Source organism: Bacteroides rodentium JCM 16496, from assembly GCF_000614125.1.
GTDB classification, from domain to species: domain Bacteria; phylum Bacteroidota; class Bacteroidia; order Bacteroidales; family Bacteroidaceae; genus Bacteroides; species Bacteroides rodentium.
The window spans coordinates 1-22,194 of record NZ_BAKJ01000024.1 but is presented as its reverse complement, the minus strand read 5'-3'; the positions used below and the strand labels follow the sequence as shown (position 1 = coordinate 22,194).

The 22,194-nt window shown below is 49.0% G+C and carries 6 protein-coding genes and 4 pseudogenes; 3 read left to right on the top strand and 7 right to left on the bottom strand.

Features of this window, described 5'->3' with window-relative positions; all coding sequences use genetic code 11:
• Positions 1-12 precede the first annotated feature (12 nt).
• From JCM16496_RS11830 to JCM16496_RS11815, 4 genes and pseudogenes are all read right to left on the bottom strand, one after another.
• On the bottom strand, positions 13-3,189 hold the full coding sequence (locus JCM16496_RS11830; RefSeq protein ID WP_025834485.1) for a SusC/RagA family TonB-linked outer membrane protein: 3,177 nt from the start codon (positions 3,187-3,189) through the stop codon (positions 13-15).
• Between the two features lie 142 nt (positions 3,190-3,331).
• Entirely contained in the window at positions 3,332-4,795 is a 1,464-nt protein-coding gene (locus JCM16496_RS11825; protein ID WP_025834484.1) for a glycoside hydrolase family 125 protein, read from the bottom strand.
• Positions 4,796-4,815: 20 nt separating this feature from the next.
• Positions 4,816-6,043 (bottom strand): annotated as a pseudogene (locus JCM16496_RS11820) (glycoside hydrolase family 76 protein).
• A gap of 382 nt (positions 6,044-6,425) precedes the next feature.
• A pseudogene (locus JCM16496_RS11815) lies at positions 6,426-10,054 on the bottom strand (beta-sandwich domain-containing protein).
• Between the two features lie 520 nt (positions 10,055-10,574).
• Between JCM16496_RS11815 and JCM16496_RS11805 the strand changes: the two are divergent.
• A complete protein-coding gene (locus JCM16496_RS11805) occupies positions 10,575-12,524 on the top strand; it encodes a glycoside hydrolase family 97 protein (RefSeq protein ID WP_025834482.1) in 1,950 nt (649 codons plus the stop codon).
• Here JCM16496_RS11805 and JCM16496_RS22700 read toward each other — a convergent pair.
• Positions 12,521-12,673 carry a hypothetical protein gene (locus JCM16496_RS22700; RefSeq protein ID WP_159102453.1) on the bottom strand — a complete coding sequence of 51 codons (153 nt, stop codon included), beginning with the start codon at positions 12,671-12,673 and terminating at the stop codon, positions 12,521-12,523. The two genes, JCM16496_RS11805 and JCM16496_RS22700, sit on opposite strands and share 4 nt — an antisense overlap.
• A 43-nt stretch (positions 12,674-12,716) precedes the next feature.
• Here JCM16496_RS22700 and JCM16496_RS11795 point away from each other — a divergent pair.
• Both JCM16496_RS11795 and JCM16496_RS11785 read left to right on the top strand, forming a co-directional pair.
• Positions 12,717-16,784 (top strand): annotated as a pseudogene (locus JCM16496_RS11795) (hybrid sensor histidine kinase/response regulator transcription factor).
• A 226-nt stretch (positions 16,785-17,010) separates the two neighbouring features.
• A complete protein-coding gene (locus JCM16496_RS11785) occupies positions 17,011-18,066 on the top strand; it encodes a fimbrial protein (RefSeq protein WP_025834481.1) in 1,056 nt (351 codons plus the stop codon).
• 219 nt (positions 18,067-18,285) lie between these two features.
• Here the strand turns inward: JCM16496_RS11785 and mutS are convergent.
• Positions 18,286-20,825, bottom strand: a pseudogene (mutS, locus tag JCM16496_RS11780) (DNA mismatch repair protein MutS).
• Positions 20,826-21,234: 409 nt separating this feature from the next.
• Positions 21,235-22,071, bottom strand: coding sequence for an AraC family transcriptional regulator (locus JCM16496_RS11775; protein WP_244440344.1), 837 nt, complete (start codon positions 22,069-22,071; stop codon positions 21,235-21,237).
• Positions 22,072-22,194 lie beyond the last annotated feature (123 nt).

Genomic DNA, 22,194 nt, shown 5'->3' with positions numbered 1-22,194 from the left:
TATCTGTTGTTTTTAGAATTCAATGTCTATACCGAAACCATAGTAACGGAGCGTCGGGTAGTTTCTACCAGAATTGGCGCCACTGTTACCCATTTTAGAGTCGAACTCAGAAGACTCAGGGTCAATAAACGAGTTATTACTGAAGGTCAGCAAGTTTTGCCCGTTGACATAGATACGTGCCTTTTCCATGCCTACCTTGCGGCTCCATGTTTTAGGGAATGTGTAACCAATCTGCAAGTTCTTCAGACGCAGGTATTTTCCATCCATCAAGAACAGGTCGGAGCCTTGTCCGTTTCCGTAGTTGTTTCTGTTGGAAGTAGAACCCGGAGCAGTCAGTCTCGGCCAACGTGCATCGGTGTTGGTAGGAGTCCAGAAATCCAGTTGATGTTTATAGATATTATAAGAGTAATTGGCGTGGAACGGTTCAATCAATTCACCACGGAGCATCATGTCACGCTTGCCCACACCCTGCCAAAACATACCAAAATCAAATCCTTTCCATTCTACATTGTAGTTGAAGCCGAAAGTAAGACGGGGGAAGGCATTACCCAAGATAAACTTATCCTTCGAGTCGATGACACCATCTTCGTTACGGTCTACAAACTTCACGTCACCCGGCTGTACCTTTCCACCTACGGGAATAGCCGATGCCTCAATCTCTTCGTAGCTTTGGAAAAAGCCGTCCATCTTGTAACCGTAGTAAGACTCCAACGGACATCCTTCACGGGTAATACGGCTCAACTCCTCTATTTGTGAGATTCTTTCGTGACCAGGGTACTTCAGCACTTCGTTCCAAGAGTCACCAAGGTTGAAGTTGAAGTTATGATTTGCGGCTCCTGTCTTCAAACGATAGTTGATAGAGAGATCCCAACCTTGGTTCTGCATCTCACCAATGTTGTCCATCGCCATATCCGTACCGAATACCGAAGGTACGAGGGGCTTCATCAAAATGTCGCTCGTGCGTTTGTAGAAATAGTCAAACGTCACATTCAAAGCATTGTTGAAGAACGAAGCGTCTACACCCACGTTGAAGGTTTTGGTCTTTTCCCAAGTCAGGTTGTTTTTGCCCAACTTGAAACCTGCACCCGATACCGTCTGGTTATTGTATGCGTAAGAGTTGTTGTGCAGTTCGTAAACAGTAAAGCGGTCATAAGTACCGATGGACTGATTACCCAAGATACCGAAAGAAGTACGCAGTTTCAAGTCACCCACACGTTCCTTGTAAGTCTGCATAAAGTTCTCCTCGCTCAAACGCCAGCCTAATGAAACAGAGGGGAAGAAACCCCATCGGTAGTCTTTATGGAACTTAGAAGAAGCATCATAACGGAAGCTGAACTCTGTATAATATCTGTCAGCGTAAGAATACCCCACACGTCCCAACAAAGAAGTCAGACTGGTACGGTTGGATTCATCTACGAAAGTTTTTCCTGTGATATTTCCCACGGTACTGTTAGTGATGTCCGTACCAATACCCAAATCGGGGTCCACACCCTTCTTCTCGATTTCATTGCTGGATGAAGTGAACGATTCGTTGGTTACTCCAAAAAGTCCGGTGACGTTGTGCTTGCCGAATGTCTTGTTGTAGTCCAACAAAAGTTGGGTATTGATGAGATAAGCAGTATGATTCCAGTTGCTGGTCTTATAGTCGGTATCTTTTACCGGACGCGGTTCGGTAGCCTCTTCGTTCAAGTAATAGGCCACACCCAGATTGCGGGTGGAACGCATGTCGTTTATCACGTCCGCACCCAATACTCCACGCAGCTTCAATCCGTCAATAAGGCGGAATTCGGCATTTACGTTAGCATTCAGGTAGTTGTTGCGATACTTGTTGCGACCACCGGCTTCCAAAGAGCCCAATGGATTAAATTCACTCAACACATCGTTCAGCAAGTATCTTCCATCTGCCGATTTCATTTTGTAGTAATAGTAGGTTGGTACACGGGCAGCATCCACCTCCAAGCTTCCACCGGTGGTACTTACGCTGTTGTTACGTGTATAGGCCAAGATAGCATTCAGCTTCAAGCGGCCCACTTCAGTGGTAATGTTAGTACGGAAGTTATAGCGCTGCACACCAAAATCACTGTTTCCCACATAATTACTCTCCTGGTCATAATAGCCCAAAGACACCATGTAAGTAGTCTTGTCACTACCTCCCGATACACTCAGATTGTAGTTTTGCTGAAGAGCCGTGCGCATAATTTGGTCGAAAAACCAGCTCTCCTCGTTTTGATGGGCAGCCAAGTCACGAATCTGGTCGGGCGTATATTGGGGAGCTTCTCCCGCATTGGTGGCAGCCAGGTTGCGTAGGGTAGCATTCTGATAACCTTTCACCGGAGAGAACAGGATGTCCGGATTCTGCCATCCCATCATGCCACTCAAGCGAACTGTCGCACGCTGGTTCTTCTTACCCTTCTTGGTCGTGACCAGCACCACACCGTTGGAGGAACGTGAACCGTAAATGGCTGCCGAACCGGCATCTTTCAGGATAGAAATGTTTTCTATGTCGTTGGGATTCAGTTTATCGAAGCTACCGCCATCGGCTACCAATCCGTCAATGACAAAAAGCGGACTGTTGTCATTCACCGTACTGATACCACGGATATTAAAGTTAGTCTTGCGGTCATTGGGGTTACTGCTGCGCTGCTGGATAACCACGTTGGGCGCGGCTCCTTGCAAAGCGTCTGTCATATTGGCCACGGGACGATCTTCAATCATGGAAGCCTTTACCTGATCCACGGCACCTACGGCACTCTTGCGGGTAGTGGTACCATAACCAATAACAATGACCTCATCCAGCACCTTAGTGTCCTCTTTTAGGACAATGTTCAGTTGTTTCTGATTTTTCACTGCAACTTCCTGAGTGGCATAACCCACATAGGAAAAGACGAGAACATCTTGGGCATTGCAAACAATGGAATAATTTCCATCCACATCTGTAATGGTACCCACACCTTCTTTACCCTTAACTGTAACACTCACTCCAATCAGACTTTCACCTGTGGCATCCTTAACGGAACCTCTCACCGTAGCATTGTTTTGCTGCACCACAGTAATAGTCTCCGCATGTGCATAGACCGCAGGAGCCTGCGCCAGCATAGTCACAGCAGGCAAGGCAATAAGCCAGAACTTATAGTTCCCACTTATCCGAGCCAGCAATGAATTTACTGTGTACACTCGATTCTTTTTCATATTCTTTAAGATTAAACATTATAATAAATCACGATAAAAAAAGGAAAAGAACACAAATAATATCAACGAACAACCAATTCATGCAATTTGTATCCCAATCCTCATTCCAGCGCACTTTATTGATTTTAAATAATTTCTGTTTTTACAAACTGTTCAGTAAATCTACTTTACCCTCGTTCACTAATTTCAGAATCAATTCCCCAAACAACGTGTTCTGCCAAGCGAACCATGCACGGGTAAAGTTAGTGGGGTCATCCTTGTGGAAAGACTCGTGCATGAATCCTGTACCGGCATCCGTATCCATCAGCATTTTGATACAAATCTTTATCTCCTCATCATTCTGACTGGTGAATGCCTTCATCATGATACTCATAGGCCACACCATATCATAACCAATGTGCGGACCTCCGATACCTTCGCCGGCTTTACCTTTAAAAAAGTAGGGGTTACTGCCACTCCACACAAAGCGGCGTGTATTCTGATAGATAGGGTCGTTTACGTCCACATCACCCAAATAAGGCATGGCAAGAAGGCTGGGCACATTGGCATCGTCCATTAACAGATGATTACCGAATCCATCTACTTCAAACGCATAGATTGTTCCAAACTCGGGATGATTGTAAGTGGCATATTTCTTCAGGGCTGCCTCCACTTCGGCTGCCAAATCGGTACATTCTTTGGCTAAGGATGTTTCCTTGTTTACTTCCGTCAAAATTTCAGCGGCCTTTCTCAAAGAAGAGACAGCAAAAAAGTTGGAAGGGACCAGGTACTGAAGCGTAGTGGCATCGTCCGATGGACGGAAAGCGGAAACAATCAGTCCCACCGGTTTGACCGGAGCACCCAAGCCCTCGTTGTTCAACGTATCGAGGGCACGTTCCGTCTTGCGTTGAAAATGGTAAGGACCTACGCTGTCCTTACGCTGCTGTTCCTTGAAAGTCTTCAGGATAGCAGTAATTGCCCTCATCCATTCACCGTCGAAGATACTGCTGTCACCGGTTACTTTCCAATACTGGTAAGCCAGACGAAGCGGGTAACAAAGAGAGTCTATCTCCCATTTGCGCTCGTGCAGTTCGGGCCTCATGTCTGTCAAGTCAGTCATCCAGTTGCCACCTGTAGGTCCGTCGTTGAAAGCATTGGCATACGGGTCAATATTGATACAAAGGAACTGACGACGGATGACACCTTCGAGCATCTCTTTCAATTGCGCATCATTGTTGGCTAACTGCACATATGGCCACACCTGCGCACCGGAGTCACGTAGCCACATAGCATGGATATCACCGGTATAAACAAAAGTATCGGGTTTACCGTCCAGCATACGAAAGTGCACAGTAGTGTCAAGCGTATTAGGGAAGCAATTCTCAAACATCCACGCCAACTTAGGATTGGTAAGCATCTTCTTCACGCGAACAATCTCAGCTTCCACACCTTTTGAGGTAAAAAGGCGTTTCTTCATTTTTGGACGATTGCTCTTGTAAGCAGCAGTCATCCGAGCATAGTTCTCCACACAAGTGTTGTCACCTTTCAAGGTAAAAGTGTCTGCCTTGGCATAGCCCTGCATACAGAGCATGGCAACAGCGCACAAGGTAATGTTTCTCTTTTTCATTTGGTCTGATTCGTTTTAATTTATAAAGGCTGATTAGCGGACACGGCCAAACGCGCGTACATCTCTACCATGGCGGCTTGTGTCAGCAGCCATTTACGATTGTCGCGGCTCTTGCCGGTGAAATCGGTATTGAAAAGGCCGTTATCTTCACGGGCATGCGTCCAGGCATAGTCCAGACTGCGAGTAAAGGAATCAAGATAAGTCTTGTTTCCGTCCGTTTGATAGAGCTCCATGAAACCGCGTAACATAACGGCGGTGAACCATACATCGCCCTTCTTCAACATACGAAACGGTTCTCCCTCTGTGGGCGTAAACTCCGTGAAGAAGTAATTGTGACAAGCGGCGGCAAGTGCCTGTGCATCCTTCAGATACTGTTCGTTGCCGGTAAGCTGATGGAGCAAGGTGGCCGACTGCATCATCTGCCCGCTGTTGTAGGCAAACTTGGCACGTCCTATCTCACCGTCCAAACGCATGTTGTCGAAGTAGAGGTAATCGGTAGTGTCCTGCAATGCCGCCTTAGTCCATTCGTACAAGCCTTTTCCCTTCTCTAAATAGGCACTGTCTTGCGTAGCCTTGAAAAGCTTTAGGGCAAAGACAGAGCCGGGAGCGTTGGAACAGGTGTTCTTCGACTCTTTCTTCTGCTCGCACCAGTAGATGCCGCCTCCTAAGCGGTCATCCATACCGCTTTCAATAAACTTCCAAATGAGTTTGGCACTCTGCAGATAACTTTCCTGACGAGTCATCAGATAGACATCGGTGAAGTCGATGCCGAGCCACACGTTGTCATCATAAAAACGGTCGGACAACGGAGCGTCCTTGATGTAAGAAGCATACGCTTCGGGCGTGCGGCGGGTGTCGAAGTATTCGGCAAGTCCCGGAAGCACTTTCTCATCAAGCAATTTCCGGTAGTTCCCGAAATCTTTCTTATTATCTTTAGTGGCTTCCATCAGTGCATTCACTGCGGAAAAAGTACCGGAATAAGGCCATAAATAAGAGTAAAGATTGGATGGTTCTTCTGTTCCTCGGAAGCCAGATAAGTGGCAGTATAGCTTCCACGTCCGAAGGGCAATTCTCACGCAACAGGCAGGTGCCCGGTGCGGAATAGTAAGCATATAAGGAATCAAGTGTTTGTGTAGATCTGACCAGCATGGTGTTGTCCGCTACAGCCGGTTCTTTCTGTGTCTTGCATCCCACCACTGCCAAGGCGCATGCCAACAGGCAGAGAAGGTTTTTCTTTGAGTTTTTCATTTTTTCAATGGCATTAAAATGGTTCTACTTTTTCTTTTCACTCTCTTTGAGGAGTCTCCTATCTATATATAAATCCTATTAAAAACAATTGCAAAGATAGGGAGTAACCCCCAAAACGATATATCAATCCGTGACATAACAGTCTATATTTAAGACATGGCAGAATTTTGAGATAAGTTTGTCACGAAACAAGTACACAATCCCTCATCTTTTTAACGTTCCGTATTTCAAGCACTTACAAGGCAATTTTCAGCCCCCGGAATTCTTTCATCAATGGTCATCTTCCAATCAGTATCATCTGCTGCCTAAACCAAACAAGGCAAAAAAAGGCACGGGAAAAACCCGTGCCCTATGAAGAATGGACAGGAAGCGACTGCCTTGCTTATTCATACACTTCCATTTCGTAAATGCGCGCATCCTTGCCGGTGGCCGACTGCATAGGCTGAGTAACCAGCAGACGCAGGTAGCGGACGTTTTCAGCCTTGTTCAGCATGCGGTTCACCACGTTCGCCCTGTTTCCCAGCACGTAGTCCAGCGTGCGCCATTCGCCGTTCTTGTCGCTCTTTCCTTGCAGGAAGCATGTGGAGGTGACGTATGAATGGTTTTCAGCGGCAGCGTTCAGTATCTTCCAGCCTTTGATGCTTCTCTCGCTACCTAAATCGAAGTCCACGTAGTGGGGCATTCCAGCAATGGCACACCACTTGGTGTTTTCGTCGCCGTCCACCATGCAAGCGGGTTTCTCCTTCTCGTTCACGTAGCTGGAGCAACCCATCACCATCTCCTGCGTCAGGATGTTCACTTTCTGCACGGAGCCTTCCGCTTGATAGTCGTCGCACTTGTTTGCCGTGCGGAACAGACGGGAAGCGGAACGGACGGGAACCGCCGTGTCATTGGCCAGCGTAGCGGCAAAGATAACGATGTCTTCGTTATCAGGCAGCACCACTTCGGTAGCCTTTTCGGGCAGGTCGATGGCGAACTTAAACATATAAGTGAACTCATACGGCTGGTCGCCCTCGCCCGCATGGCGGTGCGTGCCCACGTAGGCCACTTCGGCATCTTTCAAGTAACCTTCCGTATGTCCGGTGTGTCCCCACTGACCGATAAAACCGGTGTAAGAGGGCACGATGATTTCTTGCTCGGACTTGCCCGCGCGGAACGTTCCCTTCACGTCTTCGTCCGAAGCGGAGGCAGCCAGGAGGTAAAGGCGGTTGTATGCACGGTCGGCAGGCAGTTTCAGCACATTGCCCTTGCAAGCCATACCGTTCAGTTCTTCACGCGTCTCCAACTTGAAGGAAACGCCGTTCACCTGCATTTCGACGGGTATCAGTTCGGCGGCGTAAGAGTAGCCGGAGTCAAAGTCGGCGGAAGCCTTGAACTCGTTCCAGCTGAAACACTTCTTGTCGTATGCCAACGGCAGGACTTTACCGACGGCCTGCGCCTGCTTGTCGGAGGCGAAGCGCACCTTATAAGTGGAGATACCGTTCGGCTTGACAGACACTTCAAGGCGGTTTCCGCTGAATGCGGCCTTGCCGATGGTCTTTTCCGTACCATCTGCCTCTACAGCAGCCACAAGGTTGTCGGCAAAGACAATCGAGGCCTTTTGTACCTGCTTACCGGCTGCGTCATACACGCGTACCACGTATTCGTCGGAGCTTTCGGCTTTCTTCAACGCCTTGATGATGACGTTACGATTGTCGGAAGAGGCCAATGAATAGCTCTTACCCAATTCGCCCTTGTGCTTTCCGGTGGCAAACGCTTGATGCGCTGGTTCAGCACTTCGCCATCTTCACGGGTCTGCACGAGGTCCAAAGCACCTGCATGGCCCACCAAACTATAAGTAAAGGTATGGTGACCGAAGTCCTGGCGGTCTTGGTAAGCATAGTTTCCTTTGGTCTTCGGAGTATGCAGCAAGGTGAGGCGCAGAGTGTTGTTGTCGGGTTTGTCCCAGCCGTACTTGCTGTCGTTTATGATGGACACGCCATAAGAACCATTGGCATCCGTCAAGTCGGCCCAGTACTGTGCATATACCTCGTAGGCGGTCAGGGTGTTGTTTCCACGCTGCACGCTGCCCACGCCCAAGTCATAGGTGGCCTTCTCGTTGTCCAGATTGAGGGGAAATTCGGCTTTCAGCAGGGCATTGGCAGAGTGCCAGTCCACTTCGTTGCTGAAATCGATGCGGTGCGCCAACGCACCTTCATACAGATGGATGTATTGGCGGAAGAAGGATTCGCCATGACGCTTCTCCACGCAGAGGGTCTTGCGCAACGCGCCGTTCTCGCAGAGGGTCATCTTCACGTCGCCGGTGATGGAGACGGGAGCGGCATCCACGGTCTTCTTCAATATCTCCCATGCAGGCCAATCGAACGATTCGTTTTCGGTAAAGAGGGCGAGGCGGATGGCTTTGCCCGCTTTCACCAACTCCTTGTTATTTTTCTTGTCGAGCAGCGAGGTGATGTCGCCGTTCTTGTCCAACGTCAGTTTGTAGAGCGAGTTTTCAATGCTTGCGGCTTCCGTGGCAACCGTCTCGACGCCCTTTCCCGAGAGGCGTACATCGTAAACCGCATATCCGTTGGCAGGTACGGTGGCCTCTACCAACAAGCGAACCTTTCCGCCGGTATATGACACCAACTGCGAAGCCACCCGCTTGCCTTGTTCGTCATATACGGCCACGCCTTTGGGGAAACGGACAGCCTCCACCTCCATCGTCACCACGTCGGTAGCCTCGAATCCGGCGGCGTTATAGAGCACTATGGGAGTTCCCTTGACGCGCGTGTCGAGCTTGCCCGCCACACCTTCGACGGCATAAGCCAAGATGCCCGAAAACTGCTTCAGGGAGAGCAATTCATCGTTCCAAGAGAACTCGTAGGCGCGAGGAATACTGGTACCCGTCAAATCGTCGTGGAACTGATGGAAGATAAAGCGCCGCCAAGACTCCGTCAGGCTCTTGCCGGGATATTCGGCAACACCCAAGAGAGCAGCAGCTACAGAAGCACGTTCGGCAGCATCACCCAAAAGTTCATTCTGGCGGTTATAGAGCTTCATGGCAGCTTGCGAGGTGTAACAACCAGTGCCATGAACGTCCATCAGCAGCTCGCCGTCATGGACGGGCAGTTCGGAATGGCAGCTGTAGGGCTGGTAGTCCTTGAACAGTTGGTCGCTGGTGGCACTGATAATCTTCAGTGGCCCGTTCCCCTTGAGACCTTTCTCCACGGAAGCCACGGAAGCGATGGTGGGCGAACCGCCCACGTCACCCGTGCCGTAGTAGCGGTAAACGGTATTCAGCGGCGTGCGCTTGGAGAGGTCGAGCAGTTTTTTGTTTTCGGATAGGTCTTCGTTCTCCCAACGCCGACCATAGTCGTAGCCGTGCGCTAACATAATGGAAGCTCCGTCCACGCCTTTCCATAATCCGACGGTGAAAGGATGCTTGCTATCGCCATAGAAAGGATTGGTACGCCAATCCAGCTTCTGCGAGGAGAAACCGATGAGCCCGCAATGGGAGGCTACGGTGGGCAGCGTCCAGCCGAAACCGAAGCAGTCGGGCAGGAAGATGTCGGTGCTTTCCACACCCAGTTCGTTGCGATAGAACTCCTGCCCTAACATCACGTTGCGGATGAACGACTCGATGGAGGGCACTAAAGTGTCGGTGGCATCCCAACTGGCTCCGCTCACGTGCCAGCGTCCCTTCTTCACGTACTCTTTCATCAGTTCGTACTCGCGAGGAAAATACTCCTTCATCCAAGCATACTTCACGCCGCCTTCGAAGTTGAAGATGTAGTCGGGATATTGTTTCAGAAGGAAGAGGTTTTGGTTCAACGTATTCCAAACATACTCCTTGATGGTGGTCTGGATGTCCCAATTCCACTGCGTGTCCAAGTGGGCATCCGCCACCATGTACGCTTTCGCCTTCTTAGGTGCGACGGTCTGAGCCGACATCGGTCCACCGGCAATGGCCAGCAACACGGCTCCCACAATCAGACGGGCCTTCCCCGTCAGCGTTCGTCTCTTTTTCATGGTTCTGTTATTATTGTTTTTCATTTAAAAAATAATGTCTGCTCGATATAAACCACCGCATTCCTCTTTATGAATGTACTGCTTACTCTACCCGTATAACCGCTCTTTCCATCTCCTTTCCTTAGCCTGCATCCGGCAACAATAGTACTCTGACGTGTGGGATATTGATAAAAAAAATCCGAAATATATGCTACAAAGTTTGGAAGAACAAATACTGAAGCTTGAAGAAACATAGGCCCGGTTCTATCCCAAGCCTTGGGATAGAAGTCCCAAAGCTTGGGACAGATATCCGCAGTTTGGAAACAGACATCCGCAACCTTGGAACAAAGTACAAGAATCCGATGCCCAGCTTCAATACAAAGGTAGCCCATCCTTCACTCCCATACTGTACAGATTCGCGACATAGATATATAAAAAGCCGTCTGTGGCATGATTTCATACATTTATGTCACAAATGGCACACATTTGCTGCAGAATACAAACTATTTTTGTATATTATAAAAATCCAAAAGCTAAGAACATGAAAAAACAATTCCTACTCTCGGCAGTTCTCTGCCTCTCACTGACCGCTTCCGGACAGAAAGTACATCAACTGGTTTCACCCGACGGAAACCTCCGCATCTCGGTGGAGCTGACCGATCAAATCCAATATGATGTAACCCAAGGAAACCAAACACTGATAGACAACTGTGTCATCGGTCTGGAAACCGCCAACCATCAGCTGGGCATCCATCCTAAACTGAACAAGGCAATACGCCAAAGCGTAAGCGAGGAACTGACTCCCATCGTGCCCCTGAAATTCTCTACTATAACCAACTGCTACAACCAATTGCTACTGAAGTTCAAAGAGGGATATTCGGTAGAGTTTCGTGCCTTTGACGACGGATTCGCCTACCGTTTCCTCACTGACCTGAAAGGCGAGCAAGAAATAATGAACGAAATCCTCCACCTGAACCTTGTGGATGGCTGCCTGCTACATCTTCAGCAACCTGACGGCTTCAAGACTTCCTATGAAGAAGAATATCGCCACCAAACAAGCAGCGAGTGGAAAAACTCCAATCGCATGGCTCTGCTTCCCCTTTTAGCCAGCACACCCAAAGGTGACAAAATCCTCATGAGTGAAACCAATCTGACAGACTATCCCGCCATGTTCCTGAAGAGTGACGGACAAGGCGGCATCACCTCCGTCTTCCCCCGTCTGCCTCTTGAGTTCGGAGAAGACGGCGACCGCAGTCTCAAGATTCTGAAAGAAGCCAACTACATAGCCCGTACCACAGGAAAGCGCAGTTATCCGTGGCGTTACTTCGTCATTACCGACGATGACCGCAAACTTATAGAAAACACTCTATCCTATCGCCTTGCTGAAAAGAATATCATAGAAGACACCTCTTGGATTAAACCCGGGCTGGCCAGCTGGGAATGGTGGAACGGAGCTACACCCTACGGTTCCGACGTGGACTTCCAAGCAGGTTGCAACCTTGACACCTACAAGTACTTCATCGACTTCGCATCCCATTATGGCGTAGAATATATAGTAATGGACGAAGGCTGGGCCATGAACACCCGCGACCCCTATACGCCCAATCCCACGGTAGACGTACACGAACTCATCCGCTACGGCAAAGAGAAAAACGTAGGCATTGTGTTATGGCTCACTTGGCTTACGGTAGAAAATCACTTCGACCTATTCGAAACTTTCGAAAAGTGGGGCGTGAAAGGCGTAAAAATAGATTTCATGGATCGTAGCGACCAATGGATGGTGAACTTCTATGAACGCGTGGCACATGAAGCTGCCAAACACCATCTCTTCGTTGACTTCCACGGTGCCTTCAAACCTGCCGGATTAGAATACAAATATCCCAACGTACTCTCCTACGAAGGTGTGAGAGGTATGGAACAAATGGGGGGATGCCGTCCCGACAACAGTGTCTACCTCCCCTTCATACGCAACGCAGTAGGAGCCATGGACTATACTCCCGGTGCCATGCTCAGCATGCAGCCTGAGGTCTACCGTTCCGAACGTCCCAATTCTGCCAGCATCGGCACACGTGCCTATCAGATGGCACTCTTCGTCCTCTTTGAAACCGGCCTGCAGATGATGGCAGACAACCCCACTCTCTACTATCGCAACGACGAGTGTACACGTTTCATCACCCAAGTACCCCAAACATGGGACGAAACCATCGCCCTCGAAGCCAAAGCAGGAGAGTATGCCATCGTGGCCAAACGCAAAGGAGAACAATGGTATATAGGTGGCATGACCAACAACCGCGAACGCGAACGGACCTTCAACATCTCCCTCGATTTTCTGCAAGAAGGAAAAACTTATCTCATGACCTCTTTTGAAGACGGCATCAATGCTGACCGCCAGGCCATGGACTACCGCAAGCAGGAGCAGTCCTTGAAGAAAGGTGACCGCATTACTGTCCGTTTGGCACGCAACGGTGGATTCGCTGCGGTCATTCGCTAAACCGAGCCCACAGCACCCATACCTACCAGCTCCGTACCTGCTCCGTACCTGCTCCCTATCAAGTCCAACTCTAAGGACACGGAGCAGACACGGAGCGAATAGTAGCCAGGTACAAAAGAAAGTATATTGTAAACATTGACTGTTTCCACCTTAAAACGTATCTTTGCAACTTAAATAAATACAACAAGCCACATGAAAGACATATACTGGAAAGGCCGTACACTTTTATTGCTCATCAGCCTCTTATACTGTTTTCCGGATTTTGTTCACGCTTACAGCCTACGGCAATTTTCCAATAAAACGACCGCCTTTCCAATAGTGCCATCCAATCCCTTTACCAAGACAGCCAAGGTATACTCTGGATAGGGACGTGCGACGGACTGAACGTATTTGACGGCAACAATATCCACCTATATACGCCCGTTGATGTGTCACGCAACCTATTGTCAGGCAACATCATCAGCCAGATAGTAGAATCAGAGCCAGGCATACTGTGGTTGCAAACCAACTACGGATTGGACAGATTGGATACATACCGACAGACCTGCCGAACCTTTACCGAATTCAAGGACAATATCTTCTTAGCACGAAGCAACAACAACTGCATGTTAGTGCTGAAAGATGACGGAAATCTGTATCACTACCAACAAGAGAACCAAAAATTCCTCCAACTGGACACCCCTTCCATGGATTTTAATAAAGTACTGTCCATGACCATCGATTCCAACAACCTGCTTTGGATATTCGCAGCCGGAAACAACACCCGTTGCTATCGTCTGAACCACACGGAAAAAAGCGTGACACTGATTCCGGAAAAGCCATTTGGACATCATGGACTGAAGCATGCCTTCATCGGAGAAGATTCAGCCTACTTCATTGATGAAACCTATGCCCTCTACGAATATAGTTTCAGCAACCGACAGTGCTACTACATTGCCGACCTGAAAGACGAAATAGAAAAACGAGGTGAAGTATCTTCCATCATCAAACGAGAAAATGATTTCTGCATCGGTTTCAAAAGCAGCGGCTTGATAGTATTGAAATATGAAACGGACCAAAAGATTAAATACCGTATAGAGCACACCGAAATACAGTCGGGCATCTTCTGCCTGATGAAAGACAAATTTCAAGACATCGTATGGGTAGCTACCGACGGAGAAGGGCTATACATGCTTTACAATGACACGTTCACCATGACCAACACCCTGCTCAGCACTCCCGCATATCAGGTAAACAACCCGGTACGCAGCCTCTACCTCGACCCACAGCAGACCCTATGGATAGGAACCAAGGGCAGCGGCATATTGCGCATACCAAACTATCTTGTCAACAGTATACCCGAAAAACATGACCGTCTCATCACCAGTAACAGCACACTGACCGACAACTCCGTCTACTGCTTCGCACCCGGTGGCAAAGATAGACTTTGGATAGGCACGGAAAACGGAATCAACTATTACTCCTACTCTACCCGTCAACTAAAAGAGCTGTCAGTACAAGCCGATGGAACCAAAGTGAAATATGTGCACTCCATCGACCAAACCAACGACAGCACACTGTGGATTTCCACCGTAGGCGAAGGAATCGTAAAGGTGATTATAGAAAACCGGGGAACAAACCTCACCGTGAAGCATGCCGCACGTACGCTGGTAAGCAACGGACACATGGCATCAAACTACTTTTTCACCTCCTACCGTGAAAACAGTTCTGCGCTGTGGTTCGGAAACAGAGGCTCGGAGCCTACCGTATTGATGTGCGCACCGGAGAGATGACACAGTTCCGCTTCAACAATTTGGTAAACAGCCAAACCGCCAACGATGTGTTCGCCATACACAAAAACGAGCAAGGCTACTGGCTGGGCACTGGATCGGGGCTTCTCCGTTTCCATCCAAACGAAGACGGAAACCCAGACAGCATCAGTGCAAAGCTCTACACCAACAGCACCGTACACGGCATCTTGGAGGACAACCGAGGCAATCTCTGGGTGAGTACCAATCAAGGATTAATGAGGCTCAACCCCCAAGAACAGACCAAGCAGACCTACAACAACGGAAACGGACTGGTCGTGACCGAATTTAGTGATGGAGCCTTCTACAAAGACAATGCCACGGGAATCCTTTTCTTTGGAGGTGTAAACGGCTTCGTCACCGTGAAACCCGATTCTTACATCACCACGGACTATATGCCCGAAATCAGCCTGAAAGGACTTTCCATCTTCGGTAAGGAATACAACCTACATGACTTTCTACACTACAAAGGCGGAAAGCCCATGCTACAACTGGACTATAAACACAACTTCTTCCAGCTCAACTTCCGGGTAACAGACTACATTAACGGAAACAACTATTTCTACTCCTATAAACTAAAGGAAGCAAGCGACCAATGGATAGAAAACGGAGTTTCACCCAACGCCATCTTCTCCAACCTTTCCCCCGGAGAATATACGCTGTTTGTGAAATACCGCAACAACATCAACGGTAAAGAAAGCCATCCACAAGCCTTCACTATTTACATAGCTCCTCCCTGGTATCTCAGTTCCTGGGCCTATGTGGGCTACTTTTTGTTAGGGTTACTACTATGTACAGGCATAGTCGCCTATGCATTCTATACCTACCGCCTGAAGCGGCAGCACATGATGAAGAAAATGGAACGACAGAAAAAAGAGGAAGTCTATGAATCAAAACTGCGTTTCTTCACTAACATCACCCACGAGTTTTGCACACCCCTCACCCTGATTCAGGGACCATGCGAGAAAATACTTACCCACAAGGAGACAGACATCTACACTCACCGCTACGCCAAGATGATTCAGCAAAACGTAGAAAAGCTGAACGGACTCATCGTGGAATTGCTGGAGTTCAGAAGACTGGAAACGGGGAACAAAGTGCTCTCCATACAGCCGCAACCTGTTTCCGAAAAGTTAAGGGACATCGCCGAATCTTTCGGTGACATGGCGGAAAACAGAGAAATGAACTACCGACTTGACATCGCTCCCGAACTGATATGGAACACCGATTTGAGTTGCTTCAACAAAATAGCCGGAAACCTCATATCCAACGCTTTCAAGTACACACCAGACAAGGGGAACATCAGTGTGACGTTGTATACAAAAAACGAGCGTCTTATTTTAAAAATAGCCAATACCGGAAAAGGCATCACACCGGAAAATCTCGGAAAGATATTCGACCGCTATAAGATTCTCGACTCCGTGGAGATGAACGGCAAAAACTCAAGAAACGGACTTGGACTGGCCATCTGCAAAAACATGGTGACACTGTTGGAAGGGGACATAAACATCGAAAGTGTACCAGGCGAACTGACCACCTTCACTGTAAGCCTGCCCTCGCTACCCCCCAACGGACAAGAAGTACCGCAAACCGCATACGAAGCGGCTTCTCCAAGCATTCCCGCCGAAGAAGTGCAAGAACTGCCCGAAAAGTACACCCAAGAATTCGACACAAACAAGCAGACGGTCATGGTGATAGATGATGACCCTTCCATGCTGTGGTTCGTATCCGAAATATTCACAGAGAAATACAACGTACTCTCCTTCAATAATGCCCAAAAGGCATTAGACAGCTTGGAGCAACGACAGCCAGACCTCATCATCTCAGACGTGATGATGCCCGATATAGACGGGCTATCCTTCACCTCCACTATCAAGCAACATAAGCTGTGGAGCCATATCCCCCTCATCCTGCTCTCGGCACTCCACCACGAAGACGACCAAGTAAAAGGACTGGAAGCGGGAGCAGATGCCTATGTCACCAAGCCTTTCAATGTGAAATACTTGGAAAAGATGGTCTATCATCTCATCCGCCGCGAAGAAAACCTGAAAGAATATTATAGTTCGGCACTCAGCACCTTTACCTGGAAAGAAGGAAGCTGCCTGCACAAAGAAGAACAAGAATTTTTAGAGAAAATGACAGAAGTCATTGAAAAAAACCTGGCCAACCCCGACCTGCAAGTAGAACTCCTGAGTAAGGAAATGGGCTACAGCAGTCGGCAGTTCTACCGCAAGCTGAAACCGCTTACCGACAAATCACCCGCCGACATCATCAAAGAATACCGCCTCTCCACGGCGGAACGCTTGTTAGTCTCCAGCAACTTCACCATCGAAGACTGATGGACCGCACGGGATTCACCAACCGCAGCACTTTCTATAAAGCTTTTTCACAACGCTACGGAATGCCGCCCCGCCAATACAGCGAACAGCAAAAGAAGAACGTGAAGGAAGTGCAGAAAATCACTAATACTTAATCATCTTATACCATTTGCATTTATGAGAAGAATCTCTTTTTTGAGTTTCGCATTCACCGGGCTGCTTGTTACCGCAGCCGCAACAGCACAAACTCACGAACAACCCGAATGGAACGGCAAAAAAGTGGGCTAAAACCAGGGATTTCTTCTTACATACCGAATTGGACGAATCATTGGAAAATCCAATGCAAGATGCCCCAACGACCAATGCGACCTCGCACTGGACGTGAAAGGCACCATCGACGGCATTGAACACACCGTGCCTACATTGGACGAAAAAGCCTTCACCGGCAACCATGAACCACTACGTCGTAATGTTCAATACACCGTTGAACTAAACGAAGTAGACGGTGCCATCGTGGCCACACTGGAAGTTTCCGATTGGGAAGAGGGCGGCGAAACCAACGGCGCTATTGTATCCCCCAGCGGAAATGCAATCGAAGTAACTGTGACACCCGCCACAACATCCGGTGAGGAATACACCACAGCCACCGAAGCAGAACGTAAGGTGCAAGACCTTGCCGCCTACCTCTTCGATGCCGATGGAAAGTTAGAAAAAGCCTACACCGGCCTGCTGTCCGAGGCATGGACTCCCGCAGCCACCGGTGACGGCCAAAAAATAACGCTGAACAACATCCTTACCAAAGAAAACAAAACCTTCTACATCGTAGCCAACGCCGCAGCCAACAATACTGTTTTGCTGGAAAATCTTGAAGAAGGTATCACAACCGCAAACTTCGAAGCCTTGATGGCCACTGCCGCTACCGGAAATCTGGACTGCCCGCTACTGATGTTCAAGAAAGTGGAAATCTCCGGTGAAGCATGGACGGATGACGTAATTCAGATCTCTGCCGTGCTTGAACGTGCCGCTGCACGAATTGACCTGCGCCTGAACGCAGAGAACGGCTTCACCCCCACGACCGTCAAGCTGGTAGGCGCCAACAACCAATCATTCGTCATCGCATCTACTGCCGCCACAGCCACGATTCCACTCACCTTGACAGCTACGACGAAAGCAACAGAAGCGAAAGACGGCTATCTGAATTATCCGCAACTGTTTTACACCTACAGCATCGGAAATACCGAAGGCATGTATCTCCTACTGGAAGGTACGCAGAAGAGCGGCGCTAATACGGCCCAAGCCATCTACAAGAAACCGCTTAATGAAATGAATCTCAACAAAATAAGTCACAATACCTGCTACACCATCACAATAGAAGATGTAAGTGGTGTACCTCTTGTGACGGAAGGAGGAATTGGTGGAGGAGTTGTCGAAGATTAATTCTTTTTCCAATCATAATCCTAATAAAAATAGAAGGTGGCTTCCATGTGAGACAAAATCCACTTGCAGCCGCTTCTTTCCTCAGGCTATCACACGCGTTACCTGAGGCAACCGGATTTCCCTGATGTGAATCATGCTTATTCGGCCTTGTTTTGTTTGTTTATCCCCTTTTCCGGATTCAGACATGAACCGGAAAGGGGATTTTTTCAGCGCTTGCCTCTATTTCCCTTTCACTATCCTCTTTATATCATTCAGCTTGTTCAGTGCCTCCAGCGGTGTCAGGTTATTCACATCCAGATTCAGTATCTCATCGCGTATCTGACACAGCACCGGGTCGTCGAGCTGGAAGAAGCTGAGTTGCATGCCGCCGCGCGTCTCTCCTACTTCCGCCATCGGCTTGTTGGAGATTCCCTGCTGGCGATTGTCCGTTTCCAGTTGTCTCAGTATGTCGTTGGCACGCTTCACGATGCTTTTGGGCATACCTGCCATTTTGGCTACATGGATACCGAAGGAGTGTTCGCTACCGCCGCGCTCCAATTTGCGCAAGAAGATGACTTTGTTATCTATCTCCTTCACCGAAACGTTGTAGTTCTTGATGCGTTTGAAGCTCTTCTCCATCTCATTCAGCTCATGGTAGTGCGTGGCAAACAAGGTTCGGGCTTTTGCCTTGGGATGCTCGTGTATATGCTCCACAATCGCCCAGGCAATGGAAATACCATCGTACGTAGAAGTACCGCGCCCCAGCTCGTCGAACAGCACCAGACTGCGGGGAGAAAGGTTGTTCAGGATATCTGCCGCCTCGTTCATCTCCACCATAAAGGTAGACTCGCCCACGGAAATATTATCGCTGGCACCCACACGAGTGAATATCTTATCCACCAGCCGATATGGGCACTCTCCGCAGGCACGAAACTGCCGATTTGAGCCAGCAGCGTAATCAGCGCCGTCTGCCTCAGCAAAGCAGACTTACCCGCCATGTTGGGACCCGTAATGATAATAATCTGCTGCGTCTGGCTATCCAGCATCACATCATTGGCAATATACTTCTCGCCAATGGGGAGCTGCTTCTCAATCACCGGGTGGCGCCCCTGGCGGATTTCCAACACATCGTCGTCGGCAATGACGGGGCGTATATAGTTGTTCTCGCGCGCTGCCGTGGCAAAGGAGAGCAGGCAGTCCAACCGCGCTATCTGGTTCGCATTGATTTGAATGGCGGGGATAAACTCACTCAATGATTGCACCAATTCGGCATAGAGCTGTGTTTCCAGTACCAGTATCTTGTCCTCCGCACCAAGAATCTTCTCCTCGTACTCCTTCAATTCCTGGGTAATGTAGCGTTCGGCATTGGCAAGGGTCTGCTTGCGTATCCACTCTGCCGGCACCTTGTCCTTATGCGTGTTGCGCACCTCGATATAGTAGCCGAAAACATTGTTGTAGCCTATCTTCAAGCTGGGAATCTCCGTCAGCTCGCTCTCGCGCTGCTGTATCTGCAACAGATAATCCTTGCCGGAGTAGGCTATCCGGCGCAGCTCGTCCAGCTCGGCACTGACGCCGGACTTGATGACACCGCCCTTATTAATCAGCAACGGCGGATCATTGTCTATCTCCCGGTCGATGCGGTCGCGGATGGACTGGCAGATGTTCAACTGCTCGCCTATATGGTTCAAGCTGGCATTATCGGCATCCATGCAAGCCGCTTTGATGGGTTCTATCGCCTGCAAAGCCACCTTCAGCGCCACTACCTCACGCGGAGAGACACGGCCTACCGCCACTTTGGAAATGATACGCTCCAAGTCACCTATCAGATGCAGCTGCTCCTCTATCAACTCCTTGAAATCAGGCTGGCGGAAGAAGTATTCCACTACATTCAGCCGCTCGTTAATCGGCTGCACATCCTTCAACGGGAATACCAGCCAGCGTTTCAGCAGGCGGGCCCCCATCGGGCTGATGGTCTTGTCTATCACATTCAGCAGACTGCTACCGCCGTCGTTCATCGATCCCATCAGCTCCAGGCTGCGCACTGTGAACTTATCCAGACGGACGTACTTATCCTCCTCGATGCGTGCCAGCGAAGTGACATGCCCTATCTGCGTATGCTGCGTCATGATGAGGTATTGCAGGATGGCTCCCGAAGCGATGATACCGTTCTTAAGATGCTCCACACCGAAGCCTTTCAGGTTCTTCACCTCGAAATGCTTCAACAGCTTCTCGCGGGCGGAAGTCTCGGTAAACACCCAGTCGTCCAGCTCGAAGGTGAAGAACTTGCTGCCGAAGTTCCCTTCGAACATCAACCGCTTGCCACGCTCGAAAAGCACCTCTTTGGGGGCAAAGTTGTTCAGCAGCTTGTCCACATAGTCGAAAGGACCTTCCGCCGTCAGAAATTCGCCCGTAGATATATCCAGGAAAGCCACACCGCAGGCACCCTTGCCGAAGTGTACGGCAGCCAGGAAGTTATTCTCCCGGTAGTTCAGCACATTGTCGTTGATGGAGACTCCCGGCGTCACCAGCTCCGTGATGCCCCGCTTTACGAGTTTCTTCGTCAGCTTCGGGTCCTCCAACTGGTCGCAGATGGCCACACGCTTGCCGGCACGTATCAGCTTGGGCAGATAGGTGTCGAGGGCATGATGGGGGAAGCCCGCCATTTCGATGGTTTTCCCCTTGCCGTTGGCACGTTTGGTCAAGGTAATGCCAAGGATTTCGGACGCGACGACGGCATCGGTGGAATAGGTTTCATAGAAGTCACCACAACGAAACAGCATGACAGCATCGGGATGCTTTGCCTTCAAGTCGAGGAACTGTTTCATCATCGGGGTAAGGACAATATCTTCGTGCATACAAGTCTTTAATTTTTAATTTCCAAAACTTTGAGCCAAGAGAGCAGAAAATCGTCAAGTAAGGCCCAAAACTTAATGTGACAAAGATAATTCTTTTTTAGAAAACAGCCACGGAGAGGCTTCAAAACCTTAGCAAGCCTTAACAAAGAGACGTATTTTCCTAAAACATGTTATAAAACAGCCTTTTTTATTTGCTTTATTTGGAGATAAGCAAAAAGTCCGTACCTTTGCAATGTGTTTTTCATAGTATTAGATTTAAGGTTAACAAAGGTTGGAGTACAGCGGTACTCCTTTTTTTATGCCCATACCTTTCGTCCACTCCCCCCTCTTTCCCCTACAGAACAGCATATTCACTCGGCGAAACACCCTTCACCTTCTTGAAAACCCGGTTGAAATAAGGGACATTGTTGAATCCCACCTGATAGCAGATTTCTGCTACGGATACCTTTTGTTGTTTCAGCAGCCGGCAGGCAAGCTCAATGCGGTATTCATTGAGATAAGTGACGAAAGTCTTTCCCGAAGCTTTCTTGAAAAAGATACAGAAAGAAGTGCGGTTCATCCCCACGTGGCGGGCAACGTCATCCAGCGTAATGTCCCGCTTGGCGTTACAAACGACGTAGACTTGTATCCTATTCATTCGCTCCCGTTCCGGGTCCATCTTCTGATACCGCCCCACCACACTCTCTTCCTCGCTCCCGGCAAGGATGAGCAGCAGCTTTATCATCAGCGGGATGCGTTCTGCCCTTCCCAAAGGACGCATCTCCTCGAGGACGGAGGCAATAGCCGCCGACTTTTCCTTCCCGAACTTCACGGCATCCCTTTTCCGCTTCAGCTTCTCCGTACATTCCAACAGCTCAGGGAAAGCAACACAGCAGTTATCAAGAAATTCCCGACCGAAAGTTATCGTGATATTGGCAATACGCCCCTGCGCATCTGTCACATCATTCTCGAAATACCAGCAATGCGGTATATCCGGAGGAACTATCACCACTTCCCCACTCCCGAAAGGTTCCGTACGGTCACCTATCAGCCGCATGCCGGAGCCTACGATGATATAAGACAACTCCCACGTTGCCTGCTCATGCAGACCTATCTGCTCGCCGGGAGCCAGGCATACATAGTCGAAGGTAAAAGAGGTGTTTTCCGACCGAGGCACTGTATTATCATTCATAATTCAGATAAAATATCCCCCTGGAAGGGAGCAGATGCAAATATAAGACAATCCTAATGAACAATAAGAGAAATGCCCGGAAAAATTGCAGACTAACTTTGCCGCGAAATAAAGTTGAAGAGT

Coding starts and splice junctions, on each gene's coding strand:
- JCM16496_RS11830 (WP_025834485.1), bottom strand. CDS start 3,189: ATGAAAAAGAATCGAGTGTACACAGTAAATTCATTGCTGGCTCGGATA.
- JCM16496_RS11825 (WP_025834484.1), bottom strand. CDS start 4,795: ATGAAAAAGAGAAACATTACCTTGTGCGCTGTTGCCATGCTCTGTATG.
- JCM16496_RS11805 (WP_025834482.1), top strand. CDS start 10,575: ATGAAAAAACAATTCCTACTCTCGGCAGTTCTCTGCCTCTCACTGACC.
- JCM16496_RS11775 (WP_244440344.1), bottom strand. CDS start 22,071: ATGAATGATAATACAGTGCCTCGGTCGGAAAACACCTCTTTTACCTTC.